We start from the raw sequence: 19,497 nt of genomic DNA, 5'->3' as shown, positions 1-19,497 counted from the left end.
TTTGTCTAAGAAAGCCAGTACACGTTATTCGCTCTCCTACTGAGTTTTAACGAATCACTGCGGCCTTATTTCTATTGTAAAATAGGTGATGATAATCAAATTGATATATATATCCTATTAAATATAAAATGAGTTATAAATATATAGTCATTATTAACATTGGAGGTAATTTTCTTGCATTCAAATGTCGATACAGAGCTGCAGCATCACATCTCCACTGATTCTCCGAATAAGATAGAGACCTTTACGATTGGAGAAGTAGCTAAAATGATTGGTTCTAAGGTCAGAACTATTCGATACTATGATGAAATCGGGTTAGTGAAGCCCACAAACTATACAGAAGGAGGACATCGACTCTATTCAACCGAGGATGTGTGGCGGTTAGAGCTCACTGCAACGCTCCGCTACTTGGATTTTGGTATTGAAGAGATTAGCCAGTTATTTTCTGGAGAGTTATCGATTGATAAAGCACTCGACTGGCAGATTGAAACCCTTTCGATCCAAGCTAGCGCGCTAACCAATATGATATCTATTTTACAACAAGCGAAGCAGCAACAAGGGGGTTCCTTGCGTTACCTTTACGACCTCGTTCAAGCCAAAGCGTCCAATGTTGAAAAGCGGAAAAAGTTCATTAATGAGAATGTTGAAAGTTCTAATCTCTTTGAAGGAGTTCCTCCAGACTATCAGGCTCCCATGCTGCATTACTTTAATAAACATATTGTAAATCAAAAGAAAACAACGGCAATAGAAATAGCTGCATGGAATGAGTTACAAGAAATTATAAATGATCCCCAATTCATGAAAGACATGAAAATCACTAACTTTGCATTCTTTATTAATGAACTACAACCCCGCTATGATGCTGATACATGGATCAAGAAGCTGGATCAAATCTATGTTCGATTAACCCATGCGTTGGAAAGTAAAAAGTCTGCTGACAGTCCTGAAGTTCAGGCCATCATTGAAGAGTCGGTCTCTCTATATGACAATGCAGAGCAAACGATCTATAACGAGGATTTCCTTATTTCCTTTTTGGAACATGCCGAGCAGACTCATTCGCCGCTCATTGATCGGGTCAACAGGTTGTGTGCCATTATGAGTCCGCAATTAAACTTGCTTGCAGAAGGAAATCTAATTTTTTTTCAAAACCTGCAAGAAAGGATAATACCATTACAAAGTCACTCCAGTGTACAGCCCAAAGGCTAGAGCCTTCGGGCTAGGTTGCTTTAGTCATGAAGGAGGGTAAATTTCGGGTGCTCTCCAACATTTTGCCCTATAAGTTCAAATGGTTTTCCCTTTAAATAATGATCGAAGAAATCCTGTGAATAATCGGTAATGAGGCTCAAACCCTCCCGAACATCACGGCCCTGCATCAATTGAAACAGAGGTGAGAACAGAACCATATCGGTAAAGCTGAGGTGATTCGTCTTATTTAGGATCATCCAGTAGTTACCACCTGTTGTTACATGATCGAACCGAGGCAGAACTTCCTTCATCATGTCAATCGGACTGCCCTCCGTTACCTTCTTCATACTCTCTACACTGGAATCAGCACTCATCATCATAAATGGCTTCTTCAGCCCTTCTTCCGGAATACGACGTTCCCCATATAATGCACCATCCATATTAAGCGCCGCCTTAATTCTTGAATCTGTCATTAACGCTTGTACACTTGTTGCACCACCAAAGGAATGACCGAACATCCCGACATTATTCATATCCATCCGTCCAGTAAAACGCCGCTCTGGATCATTTGCCGCCAGTTGCTCCACTTGATCTAGTACAAAACGCGCATCTTCTACCCATTGTATATTGGCTTCATCCAGGTCTGCGATGGAATTGATGTCTAGCATAATTAAAGGCGCCACACGCCCATTCGGGAAAATTGAAGCGGTACTGCTGTAGGTATGGTCTATACCAACAACGATGTAACCCTGGCTAACCAATTGTTCAACCTGGAAGGTATTCTGCATTTTGTTTCCAGTGAGGCCATGGGAAAAAAGAAGTACCGGATAGGACGGCTCTGCATTAGAAATATCTGCATTTTCTATACTATGCGTTTTGACATAACCGATTGAAGAAAACAGAAGCTTAGGAACGTTAAACATTTTGTGGTATCCCTCCGCAAAGACATCCATATTAGAATGATAGGCTTGCGGTTTCCCTTTCGCTTTGGCGTCCGCAGGATACCAAATTTGTACCATTAATTCGCGCTTATCGCTTGGATCTGACGTAAGGATTTCTTCACGCTGATCATCTACCCAGTCATAAGTAACTGTGCCGATTTTGTAAGGACCTGTTGGCATATCAAAAGTGAATACCGGAAGCAATATCGGCAATACCACCGCTGCCGCTGAATAAACAACCATCAGTATTGTCACGAAAATGAGCTTTACAACCGATCTTTTTCGAGCGGTTTGTTCCTCTTCTTGTCGAGACTTCGACTTCAATTTAATCATGACTACGACAAACGGTATTACCGTCATCACATAGGCCGGAATCATTGGCCAACGCATGCCTTCTATGATCCCATGCATCAGCATGAGAATGGCAGACAAGCCAAATCCAATAAGCAAATTACGCTGCGTCTTGTTTTTCGCAAATATAATCCAACCCACCATCATAATATTAAAAACAACAAACAAAACTTCTAAAAACCTCATAAGAATTGAACCTCCACGTTTATAGTAAGTTGCTGGCTAGCTAATTCGTAGCTTACAACCTCCAGTAGGTGAAGATTCAAGACCCTCTTAAAAAAATCTATTCCAAAATCCTTTGTGCTGGCAACAAGGTGTTGTGCGAAATTATAAACTGCATAGGAATAGCTGCGCTTTACCTCATTTTTCAAATCTCGCTACTATACTTTAGTCGTGTTCCTCCTGGGCTAGGGTCTTGGACAAAGACTGGGCTTGAGTTTGTTCTGATTATGGTAAATCCACTGTTATACTGCAAAGCGACATACATATTTTGATAAAAGGAGCTATCACAATGAGAACAGATTTTAGTACGATGCCCAGCTTGAGTTCAGAGGAGGAAAAGGTCCAAAAAGCCAGGCGAGGACTGCTCGTTTTCTTTGCCATACTCATCCCTCTCTCCATCCTTAGTTATGTACTGATCATGAAAGCACCGATTTTCGGCCTGCTCCTCATGTGGACACCGGGCTTATCCTCCATCTTCGCCCGTATCGTACTGCGTGAAGGCATCTCGGATATTTCCCTGCGGATTGGGGGGAAGCACACCTTCAAGTCGTTACCTTTCATTTTGCTGTTTCCAGTTGTCATTGGTTTATTCGCTTATGGAATTGCCTGGATTACAGGACTTGTTCAGTACGTTACACCGGAATCATTCATTCAAGGTCCATCAGGCGTTATCTTTGCAGGAACGATACTTTTTCAAATGTTTGCGGGTACTGCAATCGGTATAATCAGCAGTTCAGGAGAGGAGCTTGGATGGAGAGGCTATATGCTCACTCGCCTAATCAACGCCCGTGTACCTCGACCCGTGCTGACGAGCGGAATTATTTGGGGGGTATGGCACCTTCCCGTGATGCTTTTTGCAAATTATTATTCCGGTCCATATCCTGCCTTATCGGTTATCCTATTTATGATTTCAGTGACCTCTTTCAGTTATCTGATCAGCCGCTTGCGCTTAACAACGGGCAGCATATGGCCTGCAATTCTCCTCCATGCATGTTGGAATGCCGTGATTCAGGATGCCTTTGATATATCTTCCAGTGGCAAGAACGTTCTGTTATGGACTGGAGAATCCGGAATATTGATGGCACTCGCCTTGCTGATTGCAGCATGGATGATGTCGAGAAAGCCACTTGTCATAAGACAGCTATAAACAATTGCTATAGGTGAGGATGTATAAACTTTTTTCGAAAAGAAGACGTTAGCATTCGGAGCAATGATGAAAATCTCTTCTGTAGGGATGAGCATCCAAACTCAAGATCGATAAAAGCCCGCAAAGTAGCGGGCTTTTCGATTTTATATCCTCTTTTCATCCTCTATCTCTTAATTTCAAGCTAGATCGCTTGTAAGAATGAAGTTTGGCAAATGCACGCAAGCTTTCTTTTGAGCTTTTGGATAATTTCATTGCCCTGTTGATCAGCTCATCACTGATAAGTCTCACTTTGATGCTGTCAAGCATTCCACCAGTGCCCGCAGTGAATAATCGGAGGTTGAGCACAACAGTATGCTTCCGGCTGTCTGCGGCAGTACAGCGTCATCATAGGGATTGCGAAGCACCAGATTCAGCAGTGGCTTAACTGCAGCCAAGGCCTCCGCCAGTTCCAGCTGTCCTGTGAATAGATGAGCATTAAGGGTGCCCTGGATAACGACATCCGCATCAGCAGCTTGCAGAACCAGAGACTTTATCTGCACGGGATCCGGCTTCATTGCACAGTAGCGCGTCTGCACAACCAAGCCTTCATCCTTCAATTGGGAGGCTACCCTGATTTCCGCAGAACCACTATTATCGGCCTGGGTCAGCTGCTCCTGCTGCGGCAGTATCAGCAAATATTTCACCGAATCCTTGAGTGGCAGCAGACCCTGCGGGTCCCGACTAACTTTGACAGTCATACGAGCCAGCTTCAGTGCCGCCTCTCCCCACTGCTCTCTGGGAATCGGCTGTGCAGCCGCTTGGTACTGCCGGAATTGGTCATACAGCTGCCGAATACGAAGAACCGACTCTTCGATTCGCGACTCGTGGATGCGCCCATCCCGTACAGCTGCCAGAATACCCGCGATGACTCGGCTCTGGAACTCCGGCGTATGGCACATCAGGATCATATCATTCCCCGCCTGAACAGCCAGCACACCCACATCTTCCGGGCTGAAATTTTTGCAAATTGCCCCCATTTCGATGTCATCGGTGCAGATCACCCCCGCAAAGCCCAACTGCTTCCGCAGCAATTCCGTGGCAAAAAAAGGACTGAGCGAGGCCGGAAGTCCGCCGGATTCCGGAATGTTGGGAAACACCAGATGTCCCATCATGATGGAATCTGCACCAGCTTCAATCGCCTTAATGAAGGGAAGCAACGGCCCCTCCATCAACTGCTCGATCGTCAACTCACATTCGGGCAAAACAATATGTGAGTCTCCGCTCACTTGCCCGTGTCCGGGAAAATGCTTTGCCGTCACGGCTACACCTGCTTCATGCATTCCCTGTATATAGGCGCGGCCGAATTGGGACACCAGCTGCGGGTCCTCTCCAAAGGAGCGAACACCCACAACCGGACTATCTATATTCGTGTTCACATCCAGCACTGGTGCCCAGTTCATGGGAATACCAAGGGAGTGCAGCTCACTGCCGATGATTTTACCGAGCAAAAGAGCGGCTTCCGGATCTTCACTTAACCCGACTGCCCGGTTGCCAGGAACATAGGGAAAAAAGGACTTAAACTTGGACAGGGTCCCACCCTCTTCATCTACTGAAACGTAATAAGGCAAAAGGCTGCCGCTCTCTCCGGCTATGTTCTTCACTTCTGCAAGCAGCGTATGTGACTGCTGCTCGCTCTCAATATTATGGGGAAAGATGCCGATGCCCCCGAATCGGTGCTGTGCCATTCTGCCGCGAAACTCCGGCTCGGCCCGAGTCGATGGTGTGCCGACTACACACATCAGAGCTATTTTGTCTTCCAAGCTCATTGCCGTCAGATCGGCTTCTGGATGCAGTGCGTTCAGACCCAGTTCTTGATAGAGCGTGCGCTCCAGATAATCATGCAGATAGAACCTCGATTTTACAAAGTGCTCTGCCATATCAGAGGGCTGGTAACGCTCCAGCGCAGCCTTCATCCGAGGGAGGACGCCCTCACGCCCGCGGCGGTTTCTCGTATAATTGTTATGGAGTGAGCGCCACTCCGCATCGTCTCCGGGATACAGCTCCCAGCGGTAAGCATACTTATGGATTGCCCGCGAACGATCTGTCGCCACCTCAAAATCATGCATTATCGCAATCAGTTCCGCTTCTTCCTTGTGCTCGCGCACTTCGTCCACCAGCTTCCAGATCACATCATAATAATCCTCTACCCTGTAATTGCCGAGGAGGTTGTGTCCAGTAACAGGATCAATGCCATGAAACCGTTCCAGAAACCGGTCGATGAAGGTAGTTGTATTCGCCTTTCGGTTCCAGGCCAAATCCGCATGCAGCAGCATGGGGTACCAGGTGGTTTCGAAAATACCATATGGAACACCGAGGCTGAAAGGCCCCGTCCAGTTAGTAGCAACAACACAGCCAAGATCCAGCTTGTCGGCCGTCTCTGCCCACTGAAGCAAGTTGTCTGTCCGGTTCAGCAGTACCGGATAATTCTGATGCTCAGCCCAGTCAAAGCTGCGAACTGCTGGCGCTCCCATTACTTCAATGCCGAGCGACCTGAATTTGGCCGCATGTGAAGTCACCTCCGCTTCGATATTGCGTCCGTTGTAGATCCAGATCATGGCGACACTTCGCTGATCCAGCTTAACCAGCTCCTCTGGCGGGCATTTATCCAGCATGTCATGCCAGAAAATTGGCAGTTTCCCCCGTTCTGCCGTAAATGCAATCAGACGATTCAAAAAGGCGATAAAAGCTCGTTCTCGCACGCCTCCAAACTCGATTTTGCAGCGTTCGCATTCGCATAGGCTATAGACCTCGTCACACCCGAGGTGGATATATCGCGAATCCGGGTGGGCGTCGATCATCTCCTCGAGTAAAGAGGTTATCAATCCAAAGGTTTCCGGATGCGATGGGCAGATCTCCCCGGTGGACCGCTCTGTCTCGCGAAGATGCCGCCAACCTTCGTGGCGTAATACATATTCCAGATGTCCGAAACTCTGCTGGAGTGGAATAATCTCTATAAAGTGCTCGTGGGCGTTCTGCTTCAGTTCTTCCAGTTGTGAACGACTTAACGCATGTTGTGGATGTGCGAACTCGGGATGCGACTGAAATGGGAACTTATCCTCGTATTCAATCAAAATCGCGTTCGTCTTATAACGGGCGATATCAGCCAAATACCCTGTCAGCAGTTCCGGCTTCGAGAACGTCTGACGCAGGTCAAAGTTCATTGCGCGTAAAGATGTGTCCGGCCAGTCGGTTATGGATACCGCCGGGATGACACCATCCGGTCCAAGCAGTTGTACCAATGTCTGTAATCCATAAAATAGACCCGCCGCATCCAGTGCGTGGACTTCAGCCCTGTCGGTCGACACCTCCAGCTTATATCCTTGTGGACGTCGGTCCAGCCCAGTCAGATCCATTCTGTCTTGTTGAGTAAATGAAGGGACATCAGAAATGACCTGGCTATTCTGTTGCGCTCCCAGAACTTCATGAACTGCATGCGATCCGTAGTCCTCATCATTGACCACCTGCTTCGTTTCCTGCTCTGAGAAACGTCCGATTACTAACAAATAACCCTTTTCTATTCTGGAGCATATATATTCCATTCCCGGAAATGCCCTGCGGCAATGAATTTCCAATCTGGGATCATCCTGTTCCATGAAAAGACCCCATTTTTCCTCTCCATTCAGTCGCAAGGCTTCTCCTTCGCTCGCTACAATTTGCTTCGGTTGTGGTATCAAGCTCGGCATCGCTCTCCTCCTATTCTCGGCTCTGTGGACTGATCCGGCCATTCTTCCAACACTGCAAAACACTTAACTTTCCACCATCGATGTTGAAGCTAACGATATCCGCAGGCGCTCCGACCTCAAGTCCGGCAGCCTGTTTAAGCCCAAGCAGCCGTGCCGGATGCACCGATGCACAGTCCCAGGCATCGGGAAGCCCGGACAACCCCGCTTCCACAAGATATCCCACCTGATTCGGCAGCATCATCGCCGAGCCAGCCAACAGCTCCGGCTGGCCGGCAAGGTGCAGCCGACCTTCGGCCGTCAATACCACATCTCCGCCGATATGCAGGTGGTAGGAACCTGGCGGCATTCCGCTCAGTGAGACAGCATCACTGACCAGAATGGCGCGGTTCCGTTTCATCCGGAGAATTACGGCCAGCACGGACAACGGAAGATGATGACCATCCGCTATCATGCACCCATACAGCTCATCGGCCGCCAGCTGTTCCCACAAGTAGTTTGGATGACGCGGAAGCATCAAGTGCGCACCATTACCAAGATGTGTAGACATCACTGCTCCTGCGGAGACCGCTTCCCTGATCTGTTCTGGCGTTGCTGCCGTATGTCCGATCGAGACAAGAATGCCGGATTCGCAGCACCGGGCAATAAATGAAGCTGATCCAGGCCACTCGGGTGAAAGGGTAATGATGCGAATTAACCCATCGGCGGCATCCTGCCAACGGCTGAGTGCCTCCCAATCAGGCGGAACAATATGCTGCCTTGGGTGGGCGCCGCGTGGGCCATTCTCCGGCGAGAGGAATGGGCCTTCCAGATGAATGCCCACAATCCCTTCGGCCGCATCCGGGTTCAGCCGAACGGCTTTTGCAATGACAGAAGCCGCCTCAGCTAGCCGTACGGAACTGTTTGTAATCAACGTCGGGCAAAAGTTTGTAACACCTTGACTTTGCAGCTTCCGGGTCAGCTGCACTACCATATCTGGACATAGCGGGGCTGTGTTCAGATCCAGCCCCCATCCACCGTTGACCTGTAAATCCACCAGTCCAGGCGCAAGCCAGGGCAGGCAATCTACGGGAGGCGACATTTCAAGTTCAGTAACAGCAGTGATACGTCCATCTTTGACCTCCACCTCAATGGGCAACCCTGTTCTGTAGTGCTTCCCGATCATTGGCACACTCACAGGTCGTAGGCTTCCCGGTCTGTGAACATCGTTATGCCGGGATGGGTACGCAGGATGGTAGCAGGACATGCCGTGCTGATCGGATCATGTAAAGCTGCCGCAAGTGCACGACGCTTGGATGCTCCTGGCACAATTGCAAACAGCTCCCTTCCAGCCATCAACGTTGGCACAGTAAGAGTCAACGCCTCCGCAGGCACATCATCCAGATGGGCAAAGCACCCATCGTTCACCTGCTGACGGCGACAGGCTTCGTCCAGTTTCACTGCTTTGACGATCCTCGAATCTTCAAAATCGGCAACAGGCGGATCATTAAAGGCGATATGCCCATTCTCTCCAATCCCGAGGCAGACGATATCAATAGGAGCCGCACGCAGCAGGTCTCCATATCTCTGACACTCCTGCTCCACATCTTGTAGCCCATCCAACAGCTCCACCCGCCCAGGCTGCACCCGACTGAACAGCCAATCCGTTAAATATTGACCAAATCGCTGGGGAGCGGTATCCGCCAGACCCATATATTCATCCATATGAAAGGCACAAACCCTTGACCAATCGATACCTGGCTCCCGTACCAAACCTTCATATAATTCGTTTTGCGAAGGAGCAGCAGCGAACACCATGCGTACCTGACGCTCCGAATCCTGAAGCAGCTGTCTTAATCTGGCCCCAACCGCAGCCGCAGCGGCTGCCCCCATCTGATTCCGATCTGCATAAACCTGTACAGACATGTGCTCAATGATATGAGTCTTGAGCGGTTCCACCAAGTCATTCATATTCATGTGCTTCCCCCTCCTTCAAGCCGTTTCTTTCCTGCTTGTTCAATTGCTGGCATTCATCAGCAGTGTTGAATGCGGCGAATCATGACCTACTGCGTAGTAATAGCCGTTGTAACGGATTCTGCGAGGTTCAAAACCAACCTGTCTGCCCGTTCCCACCGCTTCCGAGACAAGCGTCACGCTCCCATCCACTCCGGTTGTCCCGCTGGTGTAACGCCCCGCCGAATAAGTAAATCACCCTTCGACTTTCGCCCCCGCAAGTACCGCGCCTGTATCATAATCTCTGACCTTCAGTGTGACGGATACCCCTGATCCGCCATAGACCAGATTCATGTCTGTTACAATCAATGGCTTCAATGTGGTACTACCAGTGGTCGCTGACATTTCATCAGTGAGAGGCCCGATATTTCCACCCAAATCACGGGCCGCAATACGATAGTAGTATGTCGTATCCGGCAGTAGCCCTTTGTCTTGGTAATTCAGTGCGCGAGCGAGTCCGACGATATCCGCAGCAACAGGTGTGAACCCCTGAACGGTACTTCGGTATATCACATAGCGTTCTACTTCCATGTTATCTGAAGCCATTCCATACTTCAGATGTACAGTCTGATAATCAGTGGCCTCAATGGAAGGAACCCCTGAAAGGGCGGAAGGAGCTTCCTGGTCATCCGGAGCTGTCCAAACTACACCGCCCGGCCCCCAATAAGAAGGAAGTGCCCGGTAGGAATCATAGTGATGGACGGCAATGCCGCCAAAGGAGCTGCTCTGCCCGTAAGCTGCATATACCTTATCCAGCTCGGCCTCCATGTGGATGCGCCCCTCCTCCCAGAAGGTAATGGTCTCCGGGTCGCCGCTATTGGCGATATCCAGCGTTTCCACACCAATCACCACGGAATTCGGCTTGCCGATCTGATCCGCATAAGCCAGCTCTCCAGCAGCCCCGGCAATAATGCCAGCCGAGCCATCCGCCGTATCCCGGTAATCCATAATGGAGATATAATCTGATATATCCTGAACATGCTCAGACAACCATTTGCTGGAGCCATTCCATGAAATATTTGCTGCTTGATCCGATGTGTCATACCACTTCGGCACAGCAGGACCGAACGGAAGCCAAATACCTGCGGTATCCCGGCGATCAATCATCTTTTGCAGGCCATCCAGGTATTCCTTCTGCAGGAAATGACTTGGGTCTTTAAAGTCGGGAGAGATATAAGGCTCAATATCCACATTGATGCCGTCAAACTTCTCCGTATCCCCCGCTGCAAGGTTGTAATTGATCACCTGCTCCATTTCCTGCACAGCATGATGGTGATATTTCTCGTAAGCGCCCATATAGGCCGGCGTAGTGCCGCCTGCAATTAACGCATGCACTTGCAGATTTTTGCTGTGCGCCCAACTCACGAAAGAACGTAACTCCACTTCCTGCGCTTCCAGCGCATCGTATCCGGCATAACCGCCTACTGCGAGATAAAGCGTCTGAACCGGTGTTTGGCCGAATGTCTGCGTATCGGTGATGAATGACTCCAGCACCTGACGTGATCCAGGGTTCAGCAGCAGCTTATAGCTCTCCGGTTCCCAGATCCACATGGCCCGCTCCTGTACAGGCAGAGGAACGGCAGTCTCATGCGTCCCGGTTCCCACCTGAGCATACACCGTCGGGCTATAACCGTAACGCTCCGGCGCGCTGGCTGCTCTGGCCTCCAGACTGACCGTGCGATCGCCAAGTCCCGCCGTGTCCCAGAAGTATACATACTCGGAGCCTTGTTGAAGAGCCTCCTCCCATGGCCCGCGGTTCACCCGAACCTCTACCAGCATGATTGGAAGTGGAGAGCTGGTCTCGACAGAGATCTCCACCTGACCGCTAAGAGCTACGCCCTCAGATGGTCCCGTGATGGTTACTACAGGAACAGCACCTGCCGGGTTATTAACGGTAAGGATGGCCGGTGCTCCCCATACCCCGTAACGGGTGGACGTATCCAGTCCACGAACCACCAGTTCCACAATCCCGTTATAGCCTGAGGTATCCAGCATATAAGACCATGTGCCGCTGTCATCCCCATCCGGATCATTTAATACCACTTCGAATTGAGCCGTTCCGTCCACAAACAGTCGAATGTCATACAAGTCGGTATAACTGCCCCCAATTTCCACCAGCCCTCCATCCGACACATATCCGCCCGCAGGCGCATCCAGTGAAATTGAACCCGCCGCTTCTGCCTTGCCAGGGACAGTTATCCCAATCGTCACCATACAGATCAACAGAAACAATCCCAGTTTGAATCCGGAGTACACACGCAGATGCTGCTTTTTCATAAGCGAAGCCTCCTTTTGCCATTCTGTAATGGTCTAGGATTCCTGTGCCTTACATTCGCTCATTTCGCGCTCAGCTGAACATTCTGAACACGGTCATACGCTTCCTTATAGGTGTTCAGCAGCTTATCTACCCCAAGATTGTTAATTTCCTCTACGTACTTCTCCCAATCCGCCAGACTCCGGGAACCCGTAACAAATTTGGCAAAGCTCTCGTCACGGTGCTTCTTGATTGCCTGCCCGGTAATGGATATGACTTCATTTTCCACTTCTGTAAAAGCTGGTCTTGGCTGCATTGCGGGAGGGTCATATTTGACCGCTTCTTCATAGGCATGCTTCAGATCGTCCGAGAATAGTGACAAATGCGCGTTGAAATCAATCCAGGTGTAGGTTCCGCTCGTTTGAAGCCCTGTCTGTTTGCGCATTTCAATGACATCGTTATACTCCGGCTTGAACTTGATCGTATCGCCTTCCTTTATAAAGGTCTCGCCCTCTACACCCCAGCTGCTCAGCGTACGTCCTTCCTCGGAATAGAAAAAGTCCATGTACTTCATCACATCATCAATGTTCTTGGAGGTCGAAGCCACCGTCAATCCGCCTTCCATATAATGAAAATACGGATTTAGTTGTTTCCCCCCTGAAATACCTGCCGGAGGGGCCAGAAACTGCATGTTGAACTCTGGATTTTCCTGCTGCATGGCATTATTGAAGAAATCAATCCGGCTGATATAATCAATGGTTACAAATGATTTTCCAGTCGAGACCATATCCTGCCACTGCTTGGTTTGCAATGATAAGAAGTCGGGTGGGACCAACCCTTCATCGTAAAAACTTTTCCACATCCCTACCATGGCCTTGTAGTTGTCTTCAGTCGGTCCATAACGCCATTCCTTCTGGTCAAAATCATAGTAGGCACCCTCACCCGTTCCGTAGTTCACCGTCATATTGGCATTCATCTCATCCGGGATCTGACCGTAACGGATCGAGAGCGGGTAACTGTCCGGGTATTTCTCCTTCAGCTTCTTCAGCGCTGCATGCAACTCTTCATAAGTTGTTGGAACCTGAATGCCTTCCTTGTCAAAAACATCCTTACGGTACATCCAGATCATACGATTCGTCTCGCCGAAGCCCTGATTGGGGAACATATACATTTTACCGTCTGCGGACAGGGCAGCCTTCGCTTCCTCGGGATATTGCTTCATCCATGCCTTTAGATTCGGCATACTGTCCATATACTCCATCAGGTCCACCAACGCGCCCTGTTGACCAAACTTGTTCGAATCCTTGCGATTGGGCATATACATCAGATCAGGCAGCGCTTTGGAGGCAATCGCAAGGTTCAGGCTCTCATCCAGCTTGCCGGAAGGTGTCTGCACTTCCAGCGTGACGCCCGTCTTTTCCTTCAACCAGCTCCAAATGGGCCAGCTCTTGGAATAAGGAAAAGTGGCATTGTTGTCCAGCAGGGCCGTGAAGGTCTTTCCCGCACCGGTGGAATTATCGGTTATTCCGGTACCATTTCCCTTGGTATCTGTTTGCGGGTCGGCACCCTTGCCGCCGCTGCACCCTGCCACCATCGTAACTGCAATCAGCAGGGGAAGTATTACCGATTTCCATTTGCCCATAAGCTTCTCTCCCTTAACCTGAATTCGCGGTGCATTTCTTGCCTCACTTTAACCTTTGACCGCACCAACCATGGCTCCCTTGACGAAATACTTCTGTACGAACGGATAGATGACCAGAATTGGCAGGGTTGAGACCATGATGGTCGCATACTTGAGCGATTCCTCCACCACCAGATTATCTCCCCCAATGGATGTTACGTCGCCTGAGCTTGCGCTGCCGGCCAGCACGAGATTACGCAGCAGCACCTGGAGTGGAAATAAATCGGGAGACCGTAGATAGAGCAGTGGAAAGATAAAGTTGTTCCACATACCCACAGCATAGAAAAGGGCAATCGTGGCAAAGGATGCCTTGGACAGCGGCACAATAATACGTATGAAGATACCAATATCGTTCAAACCGTCCATCCTGCCCGATTCCTCCAGCTCTTTGGGGATGCCTGAGAAGAACGTGCGCATCAGAATGAGGTTCCAGGTGCTAACTGCACCCGGGAGAACCATGCCCCATACGGTGTCCACCAGATTCAATGAACGGACCACCAGGAAGGTCGGAATCATCCCACCGCTGAAGAACATCGTAATTACAATCAGGACGGTGAAGCTATTACGCAGTGCCATGTCCTTTCTGGACAATGCGTAAGCTCCAGTGGAGGTGACCACCAGCGAGATCAGTGTACCAAGCACAGTGTAAATGATCGTATTTCGGTAAGCCGTCCAGATTTGCGGATCGCCGAGCACCAATTTGTACATGCTCAGATTAAAGCCTTTGGGCCAGAAGGAAATATTGTTTTGGATGACGTTTACGTTGCTGCTGAGGGAAACCGCCAGCATATGAAGGAACGGATAGAGTGTAACCACAACAACGAACAGCAGGATTAGCGATGCCACAACGTTAAACCAAGAAAATCGGAGTGATTTCACGCCACACCTCTTTCTACCATAGACTGGTCTCACTTAATCGGCGGCTGAGCCAGTTAGCCGTATAGATGAAAATCAGACTGATGACTCCCATGAACAAATCAATGGATGCCCCATAACTGAAGTTCCCCTGTACCATGCCTACCCTGTAGACATACGTGCTGATAATATCCGCTGTATCGTAGATCGCCGGATTCTGCATCAGGAAGACTTTCTCGAAGCCGATCTCCAGCACTTTGCCGATATTTAGAATCAGTGTAATGACGATCGCGGGAGATATACCGGGCAGTGTGACATGCCAGATTTTGCGCAATCGGCTTGCTCCGTCCATATCGGCGGCTTCATACAACTGCGGGTCGATGGCCGTCAGCGCGGCCAGATAAATAATGGTTTCCCACCCGATATGCTGCCAGATTTCCGAAAGGACGTAGATGCCCCGGAACAGCCCGGGCTCATTCATGAAATTGATCGGTCCAATGCCGATCCCTGCCAGCAAATTGTTAATGAGCCCTCCAGTTGGAGACAGAAACATAATTACCATACTCGCCACGATTACATTCGAAATGAAATGCGGCAGATAGCTGACGGTCTGTACAAAGCGCTTGAATGCTGCCCTTCGTACCTCATTCAGCAGAATGGCCAGCAGGATCGGGGCTGGAAAGCCGAACACCAGCTTATACAGTCCCAGCAGAAACGTATTCTTCATCAGCGGCCAAAAATCGGGATTCTCCAGAAACATCCGATAATATTTGAATCCCACCCAATCACTGGCCCAAATTCCTTTAAACAGATTGTAATCCTTGAACGTGATGACCAGACCAAACATCGGCGCATAGCGGAAGATCAAATAATACAGGAGGCATGGCAGGAATAGCAGCCATAGCGCCTTGTTCCTGTTCCAGGTTCTGATCAAACGCGACTTCCGCCGAGGCGGCCGGTGCGCTTCCTTTTGCAGTGTACGTTGCGTTACGCTAGCATCAGCCATCGGCATGCCCCCTCTTGCTTAAATGAGTTAAATCGACTTTTATGTCAGATAACTTACCCTGAAATTCCGGGGTTCGTCTCCGAATTATAGCTGTATTTCTTTAGAAAGCGCTATCTACATGTTATATAACTTTTCGCCTTTACTCCTTTTTTCCAGATATCCGCGTATAATTCAGTAAAAGTGTATATTGTTTGTGTCAGCTTTATGCCGCTATGATAGGATTAACTACTCGATCCGGGGCTGTATTCAAGGGGGAATGTCATAATGCAGGGACTGCTTCAAAACACAATTCTAGCCTCACTCAATTGGATACTGAACAGCCAACTTGGGCATTATTTACTCCAACGTCCGGGGGCTACACTCTTTTGCCCACTTTGAATAAGGGGAAGAGAAGGCTTTGCTGGGTGAACTAGCTATAGAAGTAAATGAAGAAATTACACACACCTGGGAAAGGGCAAGATCAGCAACTTGAGCCAGAAGGAAGGTGGCGATACGTGGAAATGCCCGGCAATCAGGATACTTACGTTACTCATATGAAAGCAAACCAACCACCGAAAGGGATTATGGAACGAAACTTCATCACTCAAATGCGCAGACTGCACGGATTGTCCGCTGAAAAACAAATGTAAGAAGGCCGCACCTTCCCCCTTCACCGGATGAAGAGACGTAGAGCGGATTTTGCAACTGAAAAACGTCATATGGGACAGTGGCTAGCACTTGTAAATGCGAGCCATGCCCTTTGACGACATTTTTAAAATATGTACCCGTTTAAACCACTGAAAATAACAATCCAATTGCTAGGGGAATTCATCAGTTAATTGTGCTCACCCATTCCGTGTTATTCCAGATATCAGGATTGTCAATAGTCTGAGTATCTCCACGTACAGATGAATCATAACTATCCTTACTACTAGTATACCAATCAACAATAACTAACTTTCCACTCGAATTTTGCACAAGAAATTCAGTAGGTTCAGCAAAGTCACCTATATCCTTATGAACACGTGCATCTAATTTCAAATAGAAAAAACTATTATCTCCTCCAACATACTCTACTTGTCTAGCACCAATATCAACGCTTGTGACCTGATTATAGGTAAACTTGTTTTTAAGGAATAAATCATATTGAGATGAAACTTTTTTCTGCGTATATTGTTTAAGGTTTTCGTTATCGATATAAGTATCCAAATCAATTTCCGAGCCGTTCCAAATCGCTTTATAATATCCAGACAGAGCTTCTGCACACATTTTATAGGCCGTTTCAGAATCCCCAGCAGTTAGATCACTTTCGTTCTGAGCTAAAAATTCTGAGGGAACTTTTGATAAATCCCCTTTTGTGCTCAGCGCAATTTCTGTGTTTTTAGAATCCTCCGCATTCGTATCACCTACAACAACGGCATTGTTATCTTCATTAGTACTAGTATTAGTCTGTTCGCATGCGCTAAGGGTAAGCACAATTATTATTAACAGGTAAGCACGTTTCATTGCAATTCCTCCAGTGAAAATATTGTTCAATTCCTGTCATTAAGCAGGGGAAGTTCTTTTTGAAGCACAAGACTTCAACCAAAGATTGTAGTGAGGTGCACCCTCTCTTGCTTAGAAGATTGTAAATTGACTTGAATGTGAGGTAACTTCCCTTGTAAATCCAGAGTACATTTCCTCATTATACCAATTTTCATAAGGAAAGCGCTATCTACATGTTATATAACTTTTCGCCTTTACTCCTTTTTTCCAGATATCCGCGTATAATTCAGTAAAAGTGTATATTGTTTGTGTCAGCTTTATGCCGCTATGATAGGATTAACTACTCGATCCGGGGCTGTACTCAAGGGGGAATGTCATAATGAAGGGACTGCTTACAAGCAAATTTGCGCTGAATGGACTGTTTGTCAAGCTAATGCTGAGCTTCCTCAGTGTCATCCTGATTTTGGCTTCATTTAATCTGTTCTCCCACCTGTACTTAAGCAACAAGGTCTATCAGGAGATGGTCAGACAAAATGAACTGGGCCTTGCACAGACCGTCGAAGGATATGAGAATCATTTCCGACTGACCCAGAATATGATTCTGGCCCTCACTCAATCGGATACCTGGACAGCCAACCTTGGCATTTTGAGCCACATTAAGGAGAACCGCCGTTACGATATTCCCGCAGAGGTGAAGTCGGACCTCTCCACGCTGTACGCCAATCCTTTTCTGCATATTGACAATTTCATTCTCTATTTCAAGCAAGAAGACTATGTACTGGAGAAGGAAGGTCTTAACAGTGCCAGTGATATGTTCGGTAAATATTATTATAGTAAAGAATATCCTCCGGACTACTGGAAAACGCAAACGATGAACAACCAGTTTCTGAAAGTCATGCCTGCAGCAGCTTTTACGGAAAATACCGTTCACTCATCACGTTCTCTCGGTCAACTGATGCCGCTCATGATGAAAGCCATTCCCTACGAAGATGTGTATGGCATTGTTATGCTGGATCCACAGCGTATGCAGGACACATATGGCGATGCCGCTAATAATCCGTTCTACATTCTGGACAACGAGGGACGCCTGCTTTTTACCACGATGGAGGAGGAAATGCAGAATCCGCAGCTACCTGCAGACGGGAGCAAACATGAGCGTATTGGGGATCAGTATTACTTCTATGAAAAAGGTAAGCAAACCGGATTTACCTATGTTCGTGTCACTCAGGCCGCGGTAATCGCTGCGGAAATGCGAGGCATGCAGCTGCTGCTGGCTTTCCTGCTTGGTGCTGCTGTACTGATTAGTGTGATCTCCTCCCTGTTTTTCAGCTTACGACTAAATCAGCCGCTCCAGCGCCTTATTGCCGCTCTGGACCGAAATCCGGACAGCGGTCCTAACAAATGGAGCAGTGTAAAAGAATTCGCCATGATCGGGGACCGCCTGAGCTCCATTCTGGAAAAGAACCGTTACATTCAAAGCGACCTTGCGCAAAAGAACTCTCTCGTGCGTCAGTATGCTTATATCCATAAAGTAAAAAATATACCGCTCAGCTCCTATTTGGCGGAGCTTGAGGATGCCCAGCATTCCGAGCAGCCTTATGTCTCCATTCTGTTCAAGGTGGGCTTCAAATCACAGCCGGATGAATTCGGGCAGCATACCCTGTTATTATGGAAGCTGATTCAAAGCCTGTTCACCAGCAGCCAAACCAATAGCGTTGCCATTCAGCCCGAGCAGGACCAACTGCTCCTGCTGCTGTTCGATCCAGGTCCACAAAGTGGTATTCTTCAAGCGCTCGATACACTGAAGGAGTTGCTGGCTGTCGAGGAAACCCTTTATCTGACCATCGCGGTAAGTCCGGTGTATTCCGGAGAAATTCCTTTTACCGATACGTACAGCAATCTGTCCATGTTGTTAAAAGAACGCAGGCTGAATGGGGAGACACAAGTTATTGTGGAGCCGCGCGCTTCTTCGTCAAATGCCTTCCATGTGAAGGTCACCTATGGGGAGGAACTGCACAACCTGCTGCAATCCGGCAATGAAGAGGCCGTATTCGCTTGGCTGGATCGCCAGCTGGAGCAACTGCAGCACAAGGATGCGGCCGCAGAAGACTTCCGCACCTTTGCGATTGGCGCAGTCGAACAGATCAGCAAGACGGTGATGAAGCTGAATTTGACGAAAATCGAATCCGAGCTTCGCTCTTCTCCTCCGGGAGAGACATTTGCTAGTTTCCATTCCATGCAGCAATACAGAGAATGGCTTCAGGCGCTGGCTCAACCGGTGCTTGCGGCAGTACGCAGCCAGCTGGAAACACGTGATCCGGTTATCAGCTTTGTGCTGGACTACCTGGATCATCATTATGGGGAAGATATTAATTTGAATATCGTCGCCGACAAGTTGAATTTAACATCGGGATACCTCTCCAGTATTTTCAAGGAAAAGACTAACATCAACTTCAGCGAATATCTGAACAATCTGCGCGTTGAGCGGGCCAAGGAACTGCTTGTGAATGTAGATCTGCGAATTCAGGACATTGCGACACAGGTCGGCTATCAAAATGTGAACTCGTTCATCCGTATGTTCAAGCGTCGGTATGGGCTGACCCCCGGAGAATACCGCAAGCGTCATGCGGGTGATGAGCCCTTTATCTCCTCCAACCATGGTTAGCCAGGCGTGGGCCGG

14 protein-coding genes are annotated in these 19,497 nt (G+C 48.5%); 4 read left to right on the top strand and 10 right to left on the bottom strand.

All coding sequences use genetic code 11. The features are described 5' to 3' along the window. Positions 1-174 precede the first annotated feature (174 nt). Positions 175-1,206 carry a MerR family transcriptional regulator gene (locus DC345_RS14380; protein ID WP_113053673.1) on the top strand — a complete coding sequence of 344 codons (1,032 nt, stop codon included), beginning with the start codon at positions 175-177 and terminating at the stop codon, positions 1,204-1,206. 20 nt (positions 1,207-1,226) lie between these two features. On the opposite strand, the gene DC345_RS14375 is transcribed toward DC345_RS14380, so the two are convergent. Beyond that, positions 1,227-2,663 (bottom strand): alpha/beta hydrolase family protein, encoded by a 1,437-nt coding sequence (locus DC345_RS14375; RefSeq protein ID WP_113053672.1) that lies wholly within the window; start codon positions 2,661-2,663, stop codon positions 1,227-1,229. A 325-nt stretch (positions 2,664-2,988) separates the two neighbouring features. Between DC345_RS14375 and DC345_RS14365 the strand changes: the two genes are divergently transcribed. Further along, positions 2,989-3,846: a type II CAAX endopeptidase family protein gene (locus tag DC345_RS14365; RefSeq protein ID WP_113053670.1), complete on the top strand. Its 858-nt coding sequence runs from the start codon at positions 2,989-2,991 to the stop codon at positions 3,844-3,846. Positions 3,847-4,130: 284 nt separating this feature from the next. On the opposite strand, the gene nagZ is transcribed toward DC345_RS14365, so the two are convergent. The 8 genes from nagZ to DC345_RS14330 are packed head-to-tail and all read right to left on the bottom strand — an operon-like array spanning position 4,131 to position 15,353. Beyond that, complete coding sequence (gene nagZ / locus DC345_RS32200; RefSeq protein WP_258530663.1) at positions 4,131-7,568, bottom strand: beta-N-acetylhexosaminidase; 3,438 nt, start codon at positions 7,566-7,568, stop codon at positions 4,131-4,133. A 10-nt stretch (positions 7,569-7,578) separates the two neighbouring features. After that, positions 7,579-8,742: an N-acetylglucosamine-6-phosphate deacetylase gene (locus DC345_RS14355; protein ID WP_258530662.1), complete on the bottom strand. Its 1,164-nt coding sequence runs from the start codon at positions 8,740-8,742 to the stop codon at positions 7,579-7,581. Then, positions 8,739-9,521 carry a glucosamine-6-phosphate deaminase gene (locus DC345_RS14350; RefSeq protein WP_309304335.1) on the bottom strand — a complete coding sequence of 261 codons (783 nt, stop codon included), beginning with the start codon at positions 9,519-9,521 and terminating at the stop codon, positions 8,739-8,741. Before DC345_RS14350 ends, DC345_RS14355 begins: the two co-directional genes overlap by 4 nt. Positions 9,522-9,560: 39 nt before the next feature. After that, a complete protein-coding gene (locus tag DC345_RS32195; RefSeq protein ID WP_258530661.1) occupies positions 9,561-9,698 on the bottom strand; it encodes a hypothetical protein in 138 nt (45 codons plus the stop codon). Between the two features lie 54 nt (positions 9,699-9,752). Further along, positions 9,753-11,834, bottom strand: a complete 2,082-nt coding sequence (locus DC345_RS14345) for an Ig-like domain-containing protein (protein ID WP_258530660.1) — start codon at positions 11,832-11,834, stop codon at positions 9,753-9,755. A gap of 59 nt (positions 11,835-11,893) precedes the next feature. Then, positions 11,894-13,453 carry an extracellular solute-binding protein gene (locus DC345_RS14340; protein WP_076287988.1) on the bottom strand — a complete coding sequence of 520 codons (1,560 nt, stop codon included), beginning with the start codon at positions 13,451-13,453 and terminating at the stop codon, positions 11,894-11,896. A gap of 48 nt (positions 13,454-13,501) precedes the next feature. After that, positions 13,502-14,371 (bottom strand): carbohydrate ABC transporter permease, encoded by an 870-nt coding sequence (locus DC345_RS14335; protein ID WP_053781400.1) that lies wholly within the window; start codon positions 14,369-14,371, stop codon positions 13,502-13,504. 13 nt (positions 14,372-14,384) lie between these two features. After that, on the bottom strand, positions 14,385-15,353 hold the full coding sequence (locus DC345_RS14330) for an ABC transporter permease (RefSeq protein WP_090953579.1): 969 nt from the start codon (positions 15,351-15,353) through the stop codon (positions 14,385-14,387). Positions 15,354-15,778: 425 nt separating this feature from the next. Here DC345_RS14330 and DC345_RS14325 point away from each other — a divergent pair, with 425 nt between their 5' ends. Further along, a complete protein-coding gene (locus tag DC345_RS14325; protein ID WP_113053669.1) occupies positions 15,779-15,982 on the top strand; it encodes a hypothetical protein in 204 nt (67 codons plus the stop codon). A gap of 181 nt (positions 15,983-16,163) precedes the next feature. On the opposite strand, the gene DC345_RS14320 is transcribed toward DC345_RS14325, so the two are convergent. Beyond that, positions 16,164-16,838 (bottom strand): hypothetical protein, encoded by a 675-nt coding sequence (locus DC345_RS14320; protein WP_113053668.1) that lies wholly within the window; start codon positions 16,836-16,838, stop codon positions 16,164-16,166. 358 nt (positions 16,839-17,196) lie between these two features. Between DC345_RS14320 and DC345_RS14315 the strand changes: the two genes are divergently transcribed. Then, the gene (locus DC345_RS14315; RefSeq protein WP_113053667.1) at positions 17,197-19,482 is read left to right on the top strand and encodes a helix-turn-helix domain-containing protein; all 2,286 of its coding nucleotides are present in this window, start codon (positions 17,197-17,199) and stop codon (positions 19,480-19,482) included. The last annotated feature ends 15 nt before the right edge of the window (positions 19,483-19,497 follow it).

Source organism: Paenibacillus taichungensis, assembly GCF_003287275.1.
Classification (GTDB): Bacteria; Bacillota; Bacilli; order Paenibacillales; family Paenibacillaceae; genus Paenibacillus; species Paenibacillus taichungensis_A.
This window is presented reverse-complemented; position numbering and strand designations above follow the sequence as displayed.